We start from the raw sequence: 18,893 nt of genomic DNA on the forward strand, positions 1-18,893 counted from the left end.
AGTATCATCGCAAATACTACTCATGATCAATATTTTAGCTTAGGGTATAAGTTTTGAATACCGTACCGCTCGTTGTAGATTTGGATGGCACACTATTGCATTCCGATCTCCTGCTGGAAACCGGGATGTCATTCGTTCGCAATAATCCGATAAGCTGCTTGCGCCCAGTCAATTGGCTGCGCAAAGGTAAGGCGCATCTCAAAGAGCAGCTTGCCATAAGCACATCGGTTGATGTGAGCACTTTGCCCTATAATGAAACCGTCGTTGAGTTTTTGAGAAAACAGCGAGAAGCGGGTCGCGTGCTGATTCTTGCTACTGCAAGCCACTCGACACTTGCAGAACGCGTTGCGAGCCACTTTGGGATTTTCGATCATGTTCATTCCAGCGATGGAAATATCAACCTCACAGCAACGCACAAGCGGGATTTGCTGGTCGAGAGATATGGGCAAGGTGGTTATGACTACATGGGGAATTCGCACGATGACATTTGCGTCTGGGAAAGTGCTCGATATGCCTATGTAGTCAACCCTGACAGTGGGGTCGAGCGCAAAGCCATGCGCAGTGGAAATGTCCTAGAAGTCATGCAGACGCCAAAAACGACGACCCGTGCATGGATTAAAGCCTTTAGGCTACACCAGTGGATGAAGAACACGTTGATCTTTGTACCGCTACTGGCGGCTCATCAGGTCACTAATCTTTCACTGTTTATGGATGGGATCGTCGCATTTGTCCTTTTCGGTATTTGCGCGTCAAGCGTTTACATACTGAATGATCTGCTTGATTTAGCCGATGACAGGCATCACAAGACCAAGCGCAATCGCCCTTTTGCGAGTGGCAGGCTCAGCATAGCCTCGGGCGTACTGGTCTTTCCGTTACTGCTTGTTATTGCGTTTGCAGGTGCGTTAACTATCCTCCCAGAAGAGTTCAGTATAGCGCTTGGAACTTATTACCTGCTAACGCTCGCCTACTCGCTCTCGCTGAAGCGAATGATGGGCGTAGATGTTATCGCCTTGGCGCTGCTTTACACAATGCGAATTATTGCAGGGGCGTATGCCTTCCAGTTGGTGTTGACTTTCTGGGTGCTCGCTTTCTCAATGTTTATTTTTCTAAGTCTCGCTCTAGTAAAGCGGTACGCCGAGTTGCGCGAGGCGAGAGTCAAGGGTCTGAAGGGCAAAACAAGAGGTCGTGGTTACTTTCCTGGTGATTTAGAAATGATCGCCTCACTCGGTGCCGCATCGGGGTATCTAGCTGTAATGGTCTTGGCGCTGTATCTTCATGATACCGTTACCATGGCAATGTACGCGCATCCACAAGTCATATGGTTAGCTTGCCCAGCACTTCTTTTTTGGATTACTCGGGTATGGATACTTACACACAGGGGAGAAATGCACGATGACCCTGTGATCTTCGCGATTCGCGACAGGACAAGTCTTATGACAGGATTGGTGTTCTGCTTGATTTTCTGGCTTGCCGCATGACGAAAAATATTCTTTCCTGGGGCCGGCATCCAAATCAACCCCAAGTCGGATCTGAGCTTGGCTGGCGTGGAGAGGCCGGAGAGGTCTTTTCACAGGCCGCAGCGGAATTCGGCTCGACCCTCCCGTTCGGAAACGGGAGAAGCTACGGCGACAGCTGTCTAGCCGTCAGCGGGTGCGTTGTAGAAACGCGAAGGATGAACCGCGTGATCGAATTTGATCGAGCGCGAGGTACATTTTGTGCAGAGTCAGGCATTACATTGGAGGAGATTCTACATATTGTCGTACCTGCAGGTTGGTTCTTAGCAGTCACGCCAGGCACACAGCATGCGACCTTGGGTGGCGCGATCGCTAATGACGTGCACGGTAAAAACCACCATAAACAAGGGACCTTCGGAGGTCATGTAAAAGAATTTGGTCTTTTACGGAGTGACGATGGATACAGTGCGTGCGCACCTGATACAAATCCAAATATGTTTAAGGCCACAATTGGCGGGCTGGGTTTAACCGGACTAATACTATGGGCGCGTATTCAGCTGATCCCAATTGCGTCAGCCCAAATCAATACCCAGACAATTCGCTTTGAAAGCCTGCTGGAGTTTTTCGAGCTATCGGAAAGGTTGGATGATCAACATGAATACAGCGTGGCATGGATTGATTGCCTTGCTAAAGGAGCTCAGGCCGGCCGAGGGGTATATTTCTTTGGAGATCATGCCCCCTATGGTGAGCTGACCACACAATCGCGGCGACCGATCGCAATGGGCGTGACCCCGCCTGTATCCTTGATCAATAAATATTCGTTGGCTGCCTTCAACGGAGTTTATTGGCGGAAACACTCTGCCAAACCTGTCATGGGCCGATGCGAGTACGAACCCTTTTTCTATCCGTTAGATAGGATTTCAGGGTGGAATCGAATGTACGGTCCCCGAGGATTTCAACAGTACCAATGTGTCATACCTGAAGCGGAAGCCTATTCAGCGATGACTGAAATCCTGAAGGCTATCTCCGATTTTCGGCAAGGCTCATTTTTAGCGGTCTTGAAGCGCTGCGGAAGGGCGGAGTCGCCAGGCCTAATTTCGTTTCCAATGCCTGGTATATCATTGGCGTTGGATTTTCCTCAGACAGGAGAGCTTGAGACAAAGCTCTTCAAAGTGCTCGATGGTATAGTTCGCACCGCTCGCGGTAGGCTTTATCCGGCCAAGGATGCCCATATGAAGGGTGATGACTTCAAAATTTTCTACCCCAATTGGCAGCAGCTTGAGATACGTCGAGACCCACAACTGAATTCGTTGTTCTGGAAAAGAGTGTCGCAATGAAAAAAATCTTGATCGTTGGAGCTACGTCTGCCATAGCGATTGCCTGCGCACGTGAATGGGCAAATGAAGGAGCTAGCTTCTATCTTGTAGCACGTGATTTGACGAAGCTTGAGCAGGTTTCGTCTGATCTGCTCGCTAGGGGCGCGCACTCAGTGGCAGTGGAAGTTATGGACGCCGTTGATTTCAGTGCGCATCACGCAATGATTGAAAAATCCATTGGTGTGCTCCACCAAATTGACATCGCATTGATTGCTCATGGGACTCTGCCTGATCAGAAAGAATGCGAAAAAAATGTCGACCTTGCGCTACGGGAAATTGTCGCCAATGGGACCTCGGTAATCTCATTGCTATCAATACTTGCTATACAGTTCGAAGAGCAACGGTGCGGAACACTTGTAGCAATCTCATCTGTTGCAGGTGATCGGGGCAGGCCATCAAACTACGTTTATGGGGCAGCTAAAGCCTCTATCTCTGTGTTCTGTCAAGGGTTAGGCGCCAGACTACATAAGAAAGGCGTGAAGGTTCTTGACGTTAAGCCTGGTTTCGTAAACACGCCCATGACGGCAGGATTGCCCTTACCGCAAGCGCTTGTAAGCTCTCCAGAAAAGGTTGCCGCTATCATTACCCGGGCGGTAGGGAAAAAATCAGGTGTTCTCTATGTGCCGGGTTTCTGGCAGCTAATTATGTTAATTATTAAACTCATACCTGAAGCTATTTTCAAAAGACTTAACTTGTGAGCAATAGTGTTTATCTAACAGGGTGGCGTCTCAAGGCCCTCATACTGTCAGTCGTTGGATCGGCTTTGGGGTATCTTGGATTTTCGCTTTGGGCGGGAGGAGCGGAAATTCTAAAGGCGGTGAGTAATGTGGGCCTAGGTGGCCTGCTACTTGCTCTGTCCATGTCGTGCTTGAACTACGCATTGCGCTTTTCTCGGTGGCAGCTGTATTTGAAGGTACTGGGGGAGAAAGTTGGCGCTAAGGATAGTTTTGAAATCTATATCGCCGGGTTCGCTCTTACTACTACGCCTGGTAAAGCGGGCGAAGCACTCCGGGGCGTTTTTCTCAAGCCCTTGGGAGTCGGCTACGACAAAAGCTTTGCTGTGTTCATCAGCGAAAGGCTTTCGGATCTTTGTGGAGTTGTCGCGCTTGCGCTGCTTGGTATATCCATGTATCCGCAAGCGCGGTCAATTGTATTTGTCGTAGCAGGTATTGTTACAATTGGGCTCGCAGTACTCACCAGTCGAACGGTTATTAATTGGATAGGTGTCGCGGCTGATAAGTCCAGGGGGCGAATCAAGAGTCTTCTGACCTCGTTATATCGAATGTCCGTGGCCGCTTATGATTGTCATCGTCCCTTAGTGCTAGCTTCCGCGCTAATAATAAGTATCTTTGCCTGGGGGGCAGAAGCGCTGGCTTTCTATTGGATATTGGAGTTTATGGGTGCGGATATTCCGCTCCAAATAGCCATATTTATCTATGCCTTAGCCATGCTTGCTGGTGCAGTCAGCTTTATGCCAGGAGGACTTGGAGGTGCTGAGGCCGTGATGGTAGGGCTTCTTACATGGAAAGGAATGCCTGTACCTGACGCCGTAGCAGCAACAGTACTTATTCGACTCGCCACTTTATGGTTCGCAGTTGCCATTGGAGCAATTATGCTCGTCAAACGGGGAAAGATATTGAAATGAGCCTCATGAATACAAATACGCCAGGTTGGATGAGCAAAGGGGGCTTTGCAGCTTTAATTGTCTTAATCTTTCTTGTGGGCGGAGTGCATACCTATTGGTACAGGGATTTCCAACCGGATGACACGTTTATATATTTGGTATACGTTAAAAGCTACCTTCAAGGAAATGGTTTAACATTTAATGGTCAGTTAGTTGAGGGGTATTCCTCGGTACTCTGGACGCTATTGGTCACATTGCTAGCTGCCGCTGGCGTTGATGCGCTTTGGGGGTCGAAACTCCTTGGCTGGCTTGCCTACGCCGGAATAGGGACATTTTTATTATCTGCACACCGAGCTGCCGGCGCAAATCGAGCCAGCGCCTTATGCGCTCTTGCAATTTTTTTCAGTGTGCCATCTTTGGCTATGTGGGCCTCGGGCGCAATGGAGACTGTTTTATTCAGCGCCATAATATGCGCTGCGGTGCTCACGTACTATCAGGCTAGAATGGGCGTTAGACACCATTTCTATTACGTTGCGTCCGGTGTGCTCTTCGGTTTGCTGTCTATTTGTCGCCCGGAAGGCTTCGCGCTGATAGGCGCTGTCTTTGCCTTTGAAGCGATCCTCGTATTGCACAAAAAGAAAAGTTCACTTCAGGGTGTCATAACTACTGTTGGTATTTATGCAGTTATGACCGCGTCGATGTTCGCAATTCGATGGTCTATTTACGGAAAGTTGTTCCCCGCTACAGTGGGCGCCAAAACTGGTAGCTTATCTGTACAAATGTATCACGGACAACAATACCTTATTGGCTTTTTTCAAAGCTATTCATTTTTCGTCTTAGCCTATGCTTCGCTTCTGTTGTTCGGGCTTTTCAGCTTGCGAAAAAAGAATGACTCTAAATACTTTCTGCTATGGCTTAGTACGATTTTGGTTGCTGGGTATACCCTTTTCAATTTTTTGGTTGGTGGTGATTGGATGTTGGGCTGGCGCTTTGTCACTCCCATCATCCCTTTCATCGTATTGACAATTGGTATCTGCCTCTCTGCACTTAACTCCAAAGTCGCTAGCATTATAACCCTGTTGATAATGGCTAACTTGATAGGTTTCTCTTCGAAGCTTCACGAGAGAGCTATGTTGCAGGCTGCCTCCGACAGGGGGGATATCCTCATGGGCCAGTATATAAAGTCATTGGACTTGCCACATGATGCGAAAATTGCCGTCATTGACGCTGGTGCCATTCCGTACTATGCGGAGCTGTATACCATCGATATGATAGGGCTGAATGACTCCTATTTGTCTGGGCTTCCTGGTGGGTTTCTTCAAAAATATGATAACAGTTACGTTTTGGCTAACAAGCCAGCGGTGATACAGTTCCATACTAGGGCGCTTGATGATTCGCACTATGTTGTTCCCACTGAAGCATTCATAGGCGCTACTAAGCTGTTTTACTCTGCGGAGTTTCAGCGTTGGTATGTCAATGATACTAAGTCGCCTGTTCCGCATTTGTTCCGACGTCTTACTGTTCCGAAAGAAAACACATTTATTGAAGACTTTATGTCTGCTGACTTTTCTGCCGCTGTCAATGGCTCGCGTGTGACTCTCAAAGCGACCAAAAAGGGCGAAGGTGTTTGGGTAGCACCGACAGGTACTCACACGGAAGCGGGTGCCGTATACATCCGTGTGCATGTAAAGGCCAAAGATAGCCAATTCGAAGAAGATAAGCTTTTACCCATTCCGAAAAATCTCAGAATTGGCGAATCGTTGACGGTCGAGTTCGATATGCCTCGCGAGGCGATATCGGGGCTTGAGTTAATCAGTGCCTGTCCAATCCTGGCGGGTGTTGATGAGCTTACGGCCTGCACTACAGGCGAGGCCGGAAACCTGCTCACTACCCATCAGAAGACAAAGGGCGCCCCCGGCATATTCCGTTTTGATGATCCGCTTCTATCCCTTCGCGGGTGGTCTGGTTTCGAGACGGATCATGTATGGAGCCTGGGTGAAACTTCGACTATTGACTTTCAGCTCTCGGAAAACGCAGGGATTCGAGTAGTTAGTCTGAAGCTCATGCCATTCGGCGACCAGCCTCTGGAGATACTGCTCAACGGCGATATGCTTTTTAAAGGAAAAATCACAGACACGCGTGAAATTGCGCTTAGTCCAGGTAAAATCTTACCTGAAAATAATTCAATCCTAATTAGACATCCAGGTGCTGTAGCACCAGGAGCAGGTGATGCCCGAACTATCGCAGTAGCGCTTGTATCAATTACTCTTCAGCCGTAATGTGATGGATGTGTTTTCGTCTCTTCTACTCTCGATAGCATGATTGGGTAGGGGAGGCGTAAGCTTTCTCAGATATAGCTGATTGACGTATTTATATCTTGCTCCATCAGCTTTCTCTGATAGGTGTTAGATCAAAAAAAGCACTTCTGGAATCCTACATTCAAATCGCTCCGTAGTGGATCAACTAATCCCTGACACTGCGTAGAGCTTTTTTCGGCAACGGCAGGCGCTAATCCGTAGTTGAACTGATGCGGTCGCTGTCAGCTCTTATTGTGAGCATGGGAGCCCGGCTGTGTGCTGAGCAAGTTCATCTGGCTCATCAACGTACGCACCTTAGATCTCACGATTTGCAAGCTGTCCTCTTTCATCAGCGTGGTTCGGCTGGCCGCAGCGCTTCAGCTCTGCGTAACCAGCTCGTTCACACGTCTACGTAAAATCACCCGTCCAGCATCAGGGAGTCGGCGTTTTCGACACTACACATAGTAGCGAGATTGGGTGACTTCAAATAACGAATACAATAAATTAACCGGCTCCTCGACGCGAAGCTGATCGCCTAATGCGAGCGTTGGTGCAACTCGGGCATCAAAAGCAGGATCGACTTTTTTAGAATCGATTTTCCCCTCTCAATGCAGTTGATTCGAGCTTGCGGTTCCTGGATCTTTTGCTGCTCAGGTGTCAGCGCTTCGCTGGTGGGTGTGGCACCACCTCGTTTCAGCTGGAGCTGGATAACCCAATGGCAAGGCCGACTTTTCCAATCCAAGCAACTGGGCTGGTTCAGCGTGGTAGCCTTGATCAAACACCAAGTTCGCAGCTTCGCGCTCGAATTCATGGGGGAAGGTATGTCGTTGTCTGCCCATCGAACACCTCTGTGTGACGATCATTTTCGCTTACAAAGGTGTCCGGGCTTAATAGAGCACTACTGTGCAATTCCGAAAGCCATTTCAATCGTAGTCAGCTAAACGGCTTATGCATATCTATAAGTTGCTAATTGAGAATACATCAGCGACTACGATGCTTTTAATGTGCTGATGTAGATAGATGAAAGCTAAGCAAACTGAATTTGCAGCTCTCAGTTCTCAGTTCGCTATTGGCTATTGGCTATTGGCTATTGTGCGTAGCCTCTTGGATTTCTTATTTGCCATCGCCAGACATCTGAACACATATCCATAAGATCTTTTCTGGCTACCCAGCGTAATAGTTCATTGGACCTACTTACATCAGCATATGACTGGGCTATGTCGCCTGGACGTCGATTGGAGTAGCGATAGGGGATTTTCCTACCACTTGCAATTTCGAAAGCTTGAATGATCTCAAGAACTGAATACCCACGTCCAGTGCCGAGATTCATAGGAAGGTAAACACCGTGGGAGCTGGATGATATATGCTCTAGAGCAGCTAGGTGTCCAATGGCTAGATCAGATACGTGTATGTAGTCCCGTACTCCCGTACCATCGGGAGTAGGATAGTCACTCCCATACACTATCACTTCAGGACGAATACCAGCAGCTACTTGACTCAAGTATGGCATAAGATTGTTCGGGATTCCTACCGGGCACTCGCCTATCAAGCCGGACTCATGTGCACCTACCGGATTAAAATAACGCAGGATCGCGATCTTCCATGTATTGTCGGCGGCATAGATATCGCCGAGCAGATCTTCGACGCTGAGCTTGCTTCGTCCATAGGGATTAGTAGGATTGGTAGCGCATGTTTCGGCAATGGGAAATTGCGAGGGCGATCCGTATACTGTTGCCGATGAAGAAAAAATAAAGGTATTAACTTTATATTTCTCCATGACCTGAAGTAGTGCGATGCTCCCGCACACATTAGTAGAATAGTATAGCAGTGGGTTAATAGTAGATTCACCTACCGCCTTGACCCCAGCAAAGTGCATAACCGCATCGAACGCATCAGTGCTGAAAATCGAATCTAAAGTTTCTTTATCATTGACGTCAGCCCGAACAAGGTAGGGGGTGACGCCTGTGAGAAACATTATACGATCTAAAATGGCGGGGCTACTATTGGAGAAATTGTCGAGGATAGTGACTATATGTCCGTTTTTTAACAGTTCTATGACGGTGTGCGAGCCAATATATCCGGCGCCGCCAGTGACAAGAATATTCAAGGTAAGCCCAACCTGTAAGAGTCGTCTAGGATTAATGAGAATTTCAGTTTATGGTGAGGACATTACACTGCGAATACAATTTCTTCAGCGTTGTTAAGTTTTCACCATGCTTTACATTGAATTTATCCCGATCATAGATTCGATTTAAATATTCGGCATTTAAAAGCTTGTTGGGGTTCTGAGCGTCTGATATGGGGATGCTAGGTATGCCCATGGACTCTCCTAGTTCAGATGTCCGCTGGTCGTGCGTCAGGAGAAACGCTGGTTTACCGGCAAGATAAGACGCGATGGCCCCGTGAATACGAGATGTGATAGTTAAGTCTGTATTATTTATGTGGAAATCAATCCAGGCTTTGTAAGAGCCAAATATATGAAGCCTGTCGTAGATTGATTGGATCAAGTCAGGGGAGATCCCGTAGTAATGCGATAGCCAGGTAGCATCTTCGGTGGAGCTATTAGCGAGCCAATTGGCCTCTATAATTTCTGACTGCAGTATAATTGACGAAGCCGCTTGAGCGGCGAGCCTTGCTACGGGCCTCTGCGCTGCGTCATCAGAGTCGTCTTTAGTGTATCGGGTAAAAGACATGCTCAAGCGGGTGGCTGATCCATATTCCGGAAGCACAGGGGCATGGAATGAGCGAAGCTCGGTGTACATCGAGGGGCAGCCACAAACTACCGTATTCTCAATCCCCAAGGCGCGAAGTATCTCGGCAGTCTTCTCGCCTCTTAGGCCGATCACAGAGCATTTTCTTGCCAAGAGCTCTAAAAACCTTAATGTTCCGGGCCTGATTCCACCTATCTCTGAAATAGGTATCTGAGCTCCAAGACCTACGCAGCAGATGGGTACCTCAATCTTCTCAAGCGCGTCAGCTAAAAAGCCCCAGTCACTGCTAGTGTCTATCCAGTTTGCAGCGGGTATAACTACACTTGAGTAATCTGTATTAATCAATTCGGATTTTGAAGAAAACTGGAAGCCGATGATCTGAGGACGGTATACCTGAGAGCAAACACCATGAGTAAAAAGAATATTCCCAGTATTGCCTCCCGACTGTTCAATTAGTTTTGTGCCAGCCAATACGTCCAGCTCGTTCAGGACAAGACCCACAACAGCAGTGTTTTTCATGTGTAACTCCATGTCAAGATTAAGCCTGTATTTAAACAGGCTTAATTAAAAACTTAAGCGCTAGCTATTCGTTTTTTGGAACGTGTTATAGTGCACAAGATCTTGTCAGCTACGGTATGAATACTAAACCGTTTTTGAAAGATAATCTGAGATTGCTTCTGGTAAGCAGAAAGCAGCCGATCATCAGACATCAACAGCGCCATCTTTTGCGACAAGCGGTCTACTAGCGTTAGATCACCATGTAGGTCGACTAGTAGTCCTGCATTAAGCTCGTCGTGTTTCATCATTCCAGGTATTCCGCCATGGCGTGTGGCGATGACAGCTAGTGAGCTTGCCATGTATTCAATCACCACATTAGGCTGAGTTTCGCTAATAAAGTAGCTTGGAAGTATACCAACGTCACAGCCGTGCATGATTGCCAATGGGTCGTCTTGGAGTCCAAGTACTGTTAGCGCTGGGTGTTGCTCGTATGGTGCAAGAAGTTCATCAAGGTACTCACTCGATCCGATCGTAACTAACCTTGCCAACTTACCCCCACGCTCAGCAGGGGGCAACTCGTTAACCCTCAGTATTGCCTGTACGGCCTCGAACCAGCCTTTTTCCGGTATGCCACGCGCGCACATGCAGAAGACCAACTCATCAGAACGCCGGTAGTTGTGTAAATCTAAAGAAGATGGACGAATTTCAGGGGTATGTACACCGTTGTTAGCCATGTGCAACGGAGGTCGGTGAAGCATACCGTTTTCAAATATTTTAAGGTTTTTAGGATCTAGATAGAAAATGCCATTTGTTGACTCCATCATGCGTCCTACCAAGCTAACAAAATCTGGATCGCAGTCGGGGTTATCCATAAGAAATTCATAGCATCCATGCATATGAATATACCACGGTATGTTGGTTGATAAATGTATAGCATACGCGACTTTGTCAGCCCACCATACATTGGAAAATATGCTCTCGATACCCAACCAAGAAGATAGCGCGCAAATAGTGTTTATCCGGTTTTCCGAACAATCAGATTCATACTTGCCTGGTTGGTCCGCGCAAAAGCGCAGATGCGCTACGGAAGATAGTGTGCCTTCTAGGAATATGACATCCTCAGATATCAGCTTCACAAGATTGCCATCATCAAGAAGCGGGCGTGCACTGATCAAAAAAACATTATTCGTTGCAGCGAGGGTATTAGCAACGCGAACCGCCGCAGTCTGGCCTCCACCCGTTTCCGCATCCGGTATAACGACGAGAATGGTATGCGATTTTCTCATAACGCTATTTAGCTGTCTTTTGATCTTATCAAGGACTTTCCCAAGCATTGGATGATCATGCATCGAGGGCCTCGAATCCAAGGCGCGTAGCTCCCAGTTATACTCTAGAAAACGTCGGAATAGATTGTTGAAGATCACGTTTTTAGGGAGCATTTTTTCTTTGATGAGGTTTGAACTTAGTTCTAGTGACTCTTTGATGACCTGCACGGGGTTGCCATGAGTAGTCGAGTTCATGTGACGTCTGAAGTAGTTGAGTGCCAATGCTTGATATGCAAAATCACCCTGTTTCGCCATTTCGATATAATAAGCCCAGTCACCACAATTTCGATAGCTAAGAGCTGAGCGCACCGCCTTTAAAGCACATTCTTTTCTTACTATGGTTGCGCTTGCGTTGGGGATTGTGTTTTGTATACCAAGGGCAGATGTAATTTCGATGGCGCCTGACTCAATATAGGATTCCTGCCATTTCTTCTCGCTAATTGAATCTGTATATGCGAGTGCAGGTATCTTGGTGTGCATATCACTTTGGAAAACTGCTTTGCCGAAATATTCAGGAATTGTGCTGCCCATTTCATCAATTGCTGTAGTTTGGACGTAGGCTAGTACAACATCAGGATCCTCAAAATGGGGCAACAACGTCTCAAGAAAATCGAAGCTAGCAGAGTCATCTGCTTCTGCTATCCAAACCAAATCGTACTGCGCTAACTGCAGTCCTTTTTGCCACTGGAGAAATGGGGAGCCAGAATTCTCCTTGTTCACTATTACAGAAACAGTTATGTTTGTTCCTTTGACTAAGTCTTCGATTTCCTGCAGGCTCGAATCTGTGGAGGCATCGTCGAGGATAATTATTTCACTAGGCGGTACCGATTGATTTACAATAGATAGAAATCTTTCCGAAAGAAAAGGGCCGCAATTGTAGTTGGGGATTATCACCGATATCTTTTGAGGCTGTGCAGTTTTGGATGTATTGAGTAGGCTACTCGCTAGATTGTAAACCTCTTGGCTGCCTTGGATAGAGCTATGCAATCTTTCGACTTTATCTCGAGCATTAGCACCAAGCGCACAAAGCTGCTTGCGGTTTTTGATCAGTTTTTCAATGTTACGGGCGGTATGTTTTACATCTTGGGTCTCAATGACAATGCCGCATTCTTTGCCCACAAAGCTGGGCATGCCCCCCGTATGCGCATAACATACTATTGGGATGCCCGCTGCGGCCGCCTCGAGTGCGACAAGTGGATATGGATCTTCACGGGAAGATAAGAAAAATAGGTGACCTATCTGAAAGTACTGTCGTGCGTTACTTCTTTCTCCTATGAATGCTATATGATCTTCTGCTTTTGCGTCCATAATCATTTTGCCTAGAACATCAAGCTCTGAATTGGATGACCCACCAATCCATACAAATTTTAAAGATTTCGTTTTCTTGAGAAGCTCTATGGCAGTCTTGACGAATAGATCGGGGCCTTTTCGCCAATCAGTAGTTCCGCAGCCTATGATTACTATGTCTTCAGCGCCAATCCTTAGCTCAGTCCTCATAGCGGAAGATTCTGCAGTGCTTAATTTATCAACAGCAATATCAATATAGGGATGAATCAAACTTATATTGATATTTCTTATTTTATGATTTTTTAAAAGATTTTCTTGTACTGGCGCAGAAACGGCGATGAAATGATCAGTATGCTTGACAGTTGAATCCATGATTTTACCGGGAGCCCATCTTTCAATGGATTTTTGGAGCTCATGAACATACGTTATTACTTTGATGTCATATTGGCTGATACGGGATAGGATTGGACCATTGACAACGGTATTGCTAAGGACAAGTTTGCTACCTCCGCCAAATATGTGATCAAGAATGGTTTTTTTGTAATTTTCAGTTGGGTAGTCAGATAGAACGAAAGTCTCACATATGGCCTCAAAATCTTGCCTCAGTACTCCGTCTTGGATTAGGAGAAGCTTAAAGTTTTTGATACCGTTTCTTTTCCATTCCCTGAGCATAGTTAGGAGTACGATTTGTGCGCCCGCGCGCGCAGCATCATGACCAATCACAATAATCTCAGGCTCTATATCCAAAACGGTTGCGACATTAGACATGAGCGCACGTTTGGTTGCATTCAACCAAGCATAACCATATTTCTCATCCGGTTCTAAATGATTCCCTTCCGCCCACTCATTCCACGCATTTATAAAAACGAATCGAGTATTCCGAGGCTGTGTCTGGGAAACCTTTGATGCTGCAGCTGACAACCAATAGCAGTAAAATTCGGGCGTAGAGTTGATCCAGGAATGCCCTCGTTCTTGCCGTCGTGCCGTGTTATCCCATGATGGACTGACACCAGGCCAGACATTGTTACCAAGTTCAGAAGATGTGTAGTCGGCGACCATACTTCGATAATCTCGAACCGAACCTGTGAATCGACCCGGCTCCAGTAGATCCTGATGGTTAGCTATGTCTTTTGCAGCCGTCCCAAGTGGGGGGAATTGAATAGCGAAATCGTATCCAATATCTGCTGGATGCGGCGAGTCAAAGCTCTGCATGAATGCCAGGCATATTTCGCCAATACCCTGTTCTCTACAAACCTTCCGCCACAAATCCGCAGTGTCTTTTACATTTGGAAGAAGCATAGGCCGGTAGACGATGAGTAGGGGTTTACCATCGATCTTTATGTAGCGCGAATCTCTAAATGAATCCAGAAGATCAATAATAAATTGCAAGTCGCTCGACTCTGAATGCTCTTGTCCTATTAGTATTTCGTGATCCCCCCCATCCCAGGTACGCGTCCAGTTTTCATTAGCCCAGCAGAAACAGAAGGGAAAATCTGGTTCTTCGCTTCTCAGCATTTTGTCGGTTGGCGTTTCGAGAATCCGCTTGCCATTAAACCAGTAGTAATAAAAGCAGAAACCTTCTATGCCGGATTCCTTCGCAAGTCTGGCCTGGTATTTAAGCATCTGACCATCCCTAAGGTCATAATACCCAATGTCAGCATGTGGAATATGAGGCTGATAGTGGCCCGTGTACTGTGGAACGCCCCTGCGGACATTTGTCCATTCTGTAAAGCCCTGACCCCACCACTCGTCATTTTCAGGAATAGTATGGTATTGAGGTAAGTAGATCGCAATCGCTTTTACCGAGGGGGCTGAGTCTAGAATTGGTCCAGTTTTATTACGAGAAATGTAGCTAAAGTGTTTGATGTCCTGGTCATGGGTTGACATGTCACTCAAACTATCAAGCGTTGAAATGGCAACTCTGGAATAATCATCAAGCCTATGTTTTATTAGCTCAATATTACTATTTATCACTTCAGCAAGAAAAGGTGAGCTTGCACGCGCTATTTTGTATAACTCAAGTGCTTCAGTGAGCAGGCCAGCACGGTATTTTTCATTGGCAACCTTTAGTATGGACATATGCGATAACCTAAATTCTAATGATCACTAAAAATTAATAGCTTTGAGTTTGATAAGAAGTCTTGTGGGCGTTAACGAATATAGATTTTAATTCACGGCAGACTAATTTCCAGTCTGTCGTGTTGTCGGAGCTTGCGAATGTAGCCCGAGAACGAAACAGTTGCTGCTCCATATCTGCTATTATGGCTGCGACCAACAGATAGTCATCATTGTGAAGCTTTGACCATGTTTCAGGCGGCAAAATGTTAGGTGCTATAAACTCCAGAATAAGACGGTTGTGGGATTCTGAAGGTGCGTTAACATACCAGTTGCGGAACCAGGAGCGCGCTGACTCAGGGAACCGGAGGCTGAATCGTTTGGTAGGCTCCAGTATATCGAAATGTATACAGTAAGTTAATCCGGGCAGCCTTGCTTCACCCAGCTCGACATTTTCCATAGAGATGTGGAGATTCGCCTCATTGCTATCGACGTTTACAGCACTACTAGCCTTGTCATATCGTAAAATATTTGGCCACTTCTGTAGGGTTGAGTACAGATTATCTAGCCCAGTAAAGACCGATTTTCTGTTGCCGCCCGGGGGTAGAATACTCGTCGAAGAAGTGTTCAGCTGGCGTAGCATGATTGATGTCAGTGCTATAATAAACCTCCACGCGCTAGTTGATAGCGTCGAAAGTCTCCTGTTACTCTCTTGCTGATACGAACCTGGGGTCGGGAAAAGAAGGATATCTTGCGCCTGAACTGTTTTATCGAAGTGCACTATTGATGACAACGTATGGACTGGCTTGATCACAAACCCAGTCATGGAATCGATTGTCCTAGTCATGAATGATAAGGTTTCATAATAAACATTATCGATGTACGTATCTGCTAACTGCCACTCAATGTAATGTCCTTCCTCATTGGATTGGACAACCTCAGTTTTCAGCGTACTAAATTCCCATGGGCATTTATGCCGCTGAAGTGCTTGAGCGAGTCGAGATTGATATTGCAGCATTGCACTATGGTCGTGGTTATGTAATTCATATAGAGCTTCCAGGCGCTCTTGGCATGCATGAAGACTAGACTCTAGGTATAAATTCTCGCCGTCTTTGTTATTTTTGCTTATGAAATCTGCCAGCAAGATTCCGTCTCTTCGCGAAGGCACTGCTACGCAACGATCAATTTCCTCAATGATTTTCTCAAATTTCCTATGCTCGCCTTCAGCGGACGCTAAGGAAAATAGAGACTGGGCTTCATGTTCTGTCACCTTTATTTGTATATGCTCATTTACGTAGCAAGACAAGAGCATATCTCTTGATGGGGTAGCGGTTTTTTCAAGCGGAGGCAATTCAGACGCTTCATTTAAACTTAGCTGCCACTTTTTACAGATTTCAGCGATGCACGAGCCTGGGTTCGACTTTAATGTGGTGTTCGAAAGTATCAAGGTTTTATCGGAGTTGCGCCGAACGAAGCGTATAAGTCTGTCAGTCCTTTCCTTCCACTTTGCGAGCGCTTTATCAAAGTCACAAGGCGATCTGCTGCCAGATTCATAGACCTTGGTTAGCGTATCAATAGGCGATTCATACACAAATAAGAAATTTATGTTTGGATCAAACTCTTCCCAGTAGTCAAGCAACATCAAACTCGATGAGTCAATCCAGTGCCACAGAGGGTTTAAGCGATTGGCCAAAAAAACGTCTGTTATAATCTGTTCCAGAAACTTTCCAGTTGACCAAGACGATTCAGATGTCGTGGAAGTATTTCTTGCTGCAACCATTTTATGCCATTCTGAAATTGACAAAGCTGCATCTCTGTTGGAGTTCAAAGCTGGTACAGAGCCTGCTTTTTCTAACACAGCTGCTAACCAGTCTAAAGCGGCTTGATCGTGCCCAGTGATGCAAAATGTCTTCATAGCGCTCAGTTCAAGGTTATGGTTGTATAACTCGCGGGGGGGGGCGCCAGTAGGCTCAGAACCCTGCAAAGGTTTCAAGTGCTTAATAGGTGCACTAATATGTAGGCGGTATAACTAAGCCACCATACGGACCTGTTTTGTAATCTTGGCTCAAAAAAGGGTGATAGTATTTATCAGCCAACCCGCCTGACGCCCACCGATCCATGAAGGTCGTCTGTTCGCGTATCGCTCTTGCACGTTTTTCAGTGGTGTCGTCTTTTCCCCTACTGGCCGATTCGGCATGTAGCATTTTTGCAAAAGGAGTCCAGACAACATCAAATCCCAAGTTTTGAACGCGTAAGCAATAATCGATGTCGTTCAGGGACACAGGGAAAGCCTCATGGTCCATGCCCCCTAGGGTTTCGTAGATGGACTTACGAGTCATCATACATGCTCCAGTCACGGCACTTAACTTTCTGGCAAGCTGATTGAATCCGAGGTATCCGGCGTCGCTTTCTGACCATTTATTCCCTATATGAGCAACTAGCCCATCTATACCGACAGTCACACCCGCATGCTGAACCATTCCGTTATGCCATAGAAGCTTTGCACCTACGACTCCAACATTTGGACGGAACTCCCTTACCATATCGGTCAGCCAGCTTTCGTGAATGACGGTTGTATCGTTATTCAAAAAAAGTAAAAGTTCACCTGTTGCTATCTTCGCTGCTTGGTTGTTTAACGCGGCGTAGTTAAAATCTTTGTCATACTTGATAACTTTGACATTGCTTGCTTTAAGCGTTTCCATATAGTCCAACGCCGCTGCTGAAGTGGACTGGTTATCTACAATGATTATCTCGATGTTTGGATAGTCAGTTTTATGAATTAGACCTTCAACGCATTGACGCAAAAGGTCTACACGGTCTCGCGTGGGTACAATGACTGTAACCCTCGGTAAGCTGTCGTTCAAAGGCCATATGACCCTCAGCAGCGTTGAGTGCCCACTTACCTCCGCGATAGTCGCTCCTGGGGCAATATTATCACTAAGCCAGGCCATCGCCGCTTTTCTCGTAGATAGGGAAATTTTATTTTCCAAGGTTAGAGAGCTATCAAATTTTCTATGATATACAATTCTAGTTATACGACGAACTCTTCGCTGTTTTGTCTCTGTTGCCAGTGCTATACCGGCCAAAAGTTGAATCCAGCTTGCTTTATTAGAGTCTTGACGTTGGCATGTTTTTAACGCTTGTTCGATAATTGCAGACGTAAAGATAGCTCCGTGAGAGAACACATCGGCACCTAAGAATAGATTCACGTTCCACTCAGGCTTGAGCCATGGTGAGCAACGTTCGCCTTCTGGTCCATCTTGATCGCAGTCGCCGAATGCCCATGCTGCACCATCTTGAAGCGCGTCGCAAAGCAATGGAATAGCATTATCGGCTAAACGGTCACCTGCTTTTATTGGAATTACAACTTGGCATTTTTTAGCGATCAGCCTTTCAATGGCTGGGATAATATCGCTTTTCCAACCCTGCTCCGCGATGATGTTTACGTTGCTATCCGTAACTTCTCCAATTGAAATGCCGGAGTTGTCATTCGGATAGTCACAAAGTATCAGTATGCCTATTCTGAGAGGATCTATCTTGGTAAGTTGCTGGCCAGCAGCGCTAAATAGCTTAAACCAGTGGTCGTAATATTTGAACGAAATACTGCTTCCATTGAACGCCGGTGATAGTCTTGCAAGTCCTGCAATTGTACTGATCAATCTTTTTGGATCAGTTATTAACTCTTTTTGCAAAAAACGTTCCACTCCCTGGGGCCAGCAAATCACTTTTATGGGACTGCCAGCAAGAGAGCAGCCACTATCATCACGGATATCAACTGTGTGCACAGCACCGTCAGCAAAGCTCCATGGGAGATCAATTTCAAACCTTTGATATGATTTTGGTAGGTCTAAAAAGCCGCAGCCGGTAGGTCCGATTTCCACATTATCTATGAATTTATCTCTTTCCCATAGGGAGAACTTAGCTATAGGAAGATCGATTTCCCGTCTGTATAGTCTCCCCTCGACTCTCAATCCTCCGGTGTACCAAATCTGGGTAGATTCAGTATGCGATACTTCTGACATACAAGCATTGGCGTGTGCAATACCGGGGATTACATAGTCCGTATTGGCGACACGTACAGATACTTGACGGGCATGGTGCAGCCATTCTTTTGAAAGAGCTATTAGGAAACCATTGAAATAGTCGCCAATCATTGCATCCGCATTGAACTGGTTCGCATGTCCCGTTTTGACTTGAACGCCATCGATCAGCACCTCTACAATAACGCGAGCATTAGGGCTGAGTCTGTTCACTACCCATCCGTGC

10 protein-coding genes are annotated in these 18,893 nt (G+C 46.4%); 5 read left to right on the top strand and 5 right to left on the bottom strand.

Features of this window, described 5'->3' with window-relative positions; translation table 11 throughout:
- The first annotated feature begins 53 nt into the window (after positions 1 to 53).
- The 5 genes from QMX89_RS16740 to QMX89_RS16760 are packed head-to-tail and all read left to right on the top strand — an operon-like array spanning position 54 to position 6,733.
- Positions 54 to 1,478 (top strand): UbiA family prenyltransferase, encoded by a 1,425-nt coding sequence (locus QMX89_RS16740; protein WP_282349053.1) that lies wholly within the window; start codon positions 54 to 56, stop codon positions 1,476 to 1,478.
- Entirely contained in the window at positions 1,475 to 2,791 is a 1,317-nt protein-coding gene (locus QMX89_RS16745; protein WP_282349055.1) for an FAD-binding oxidoreductase, read from the top strand. The genes QMX89_RS16740 and QMX89_RS16745 overlap by 4 nt, the downstream gene beginning before the upstream one ends.
- On the top strand, positions 2,788 to 3,528 hold the full coding sequence (locus tag QMX89_RS16750; RefSeq protein WP_282349056.1) for an SDR family oxidoreductase: 741 nt from the start codon (positions 2,788 to 2,790) through the stop codon (positions 3,526 to 3,528). Before QMX89_RS16745 ends, QMX89_RS16750 begins: the two co-directional genes overlap by 4 nt.
- Entirely contained in the window at positions 3,525 to 4,475 is a 951-nt protein-coding gene (locus QMX89_RS16755) for a lysylphosphatidylglycerol synthase transmembrane domain-containing protein (RefSeq protein ID WP_282349057.1), read from the top strand. Before QMX89_RS16750 ends, QMX89_RS16755 begins: the two co-directional genes overlap by 4 nt.
- On the top strand, positions 4,472 to 6,733 hold the full coding sequence (locus tag QMX89_RS16760) for a hypothetical protein (protein ID WP_282349058.1): 2,262 nt from the start codon (positions 4,472 to 4,474) through the stop codon (positions 6,731 to 6,733). Before QMX89_RS16755 ends, QMX89_RS16760 begins: the two co-directional genes overlap by 4 nt.
- Before the next feature lie 1,105 nt (positions 6,734 to 7,838).
- Here QMX89_RS16760 and galE read toward each other — a convergent pair.
- The 5 genes from galE to QMX89_RS16785 all read right to left on the bottom strand — a co-directional run bounded on the left by galE (position 7,839) and on the right by QMX89_RS16785 (position 18,880).
- A complete protein-coding gene (gene galE / locus QMX89_RS16765) occupies positions 7,839 to 8,858 on the bottom strand; it encodes a UDP-glucose 4-epimerase GalE (RefSeq protein WP_282349059.1) in 1,020 nt (339 codons plus the stop codon).
- Between the two features lie 43 nt (positions 8,859 to 8,901).
- Positions 8,902 to 9,981 (bottom strand): polysaccharide pyruvyl transferase family protein, encoded by a 1,080-nt coding sequence (locus tag QMX89_RS16770; protein ID WP_282349060.1) that lies wholly within the window; start codon positions 9,979 to 9,981, stop codon positions 8,902 to 8,904.
- Positions 9,982 to 10,034: 53 nt separating this feature from the next.
- The gene (locus QMX89_RS16775) at positions 10,035 to 14,651 is read right to left on the bottom strand and encodes a glycoside hydrolase family 99-like domain-containing protein (protein WP_282349061.1); all 4,617 of its coding nucleotides are present in this window, start codon (positions 14,649 to 14,651) and stop codon (positions 10,035 to 10,037) included.
- A 34-nt stretch (positions 14,652 to 14,685) separates the two neighbouring features.
- Positions 14,686 to 16,542, bottom strand: a complete 1,857-nt coding sequence (locus QMX89_RS16780; RefSeq protein WP_282349062.1) for a hypothetical protein — start codon at positions 16,540 to 16,542, stop codon at positions 14,686 to 14,688.
- 94 nt (positions 16,543 to 16,636) lie between these two features.
- Entirely contained in the window at positions 16,637 to 18,880 is a 2,244-nt protein-coding gene (locus tag QMX89_RS16785; protein ID WP_282349063.1) for a glycosyltransferase family 2 protein, read from the bottom strand.
- Positions 18,881 to 18,893: the final 13 nt, after the last annotated feature.

Source organism: Pseudomonas sp. PS01301 (assembly GCF_029960215.1).
In the GTDB taxonomy this organism is placed as follows: Bacteria; Pseudomonadota; Gammaproteobacteria; order Pseudomonadales; family Pseudomonadaceae; genus Aquipseudomonas; species Aquipseudomonas coleopterorum.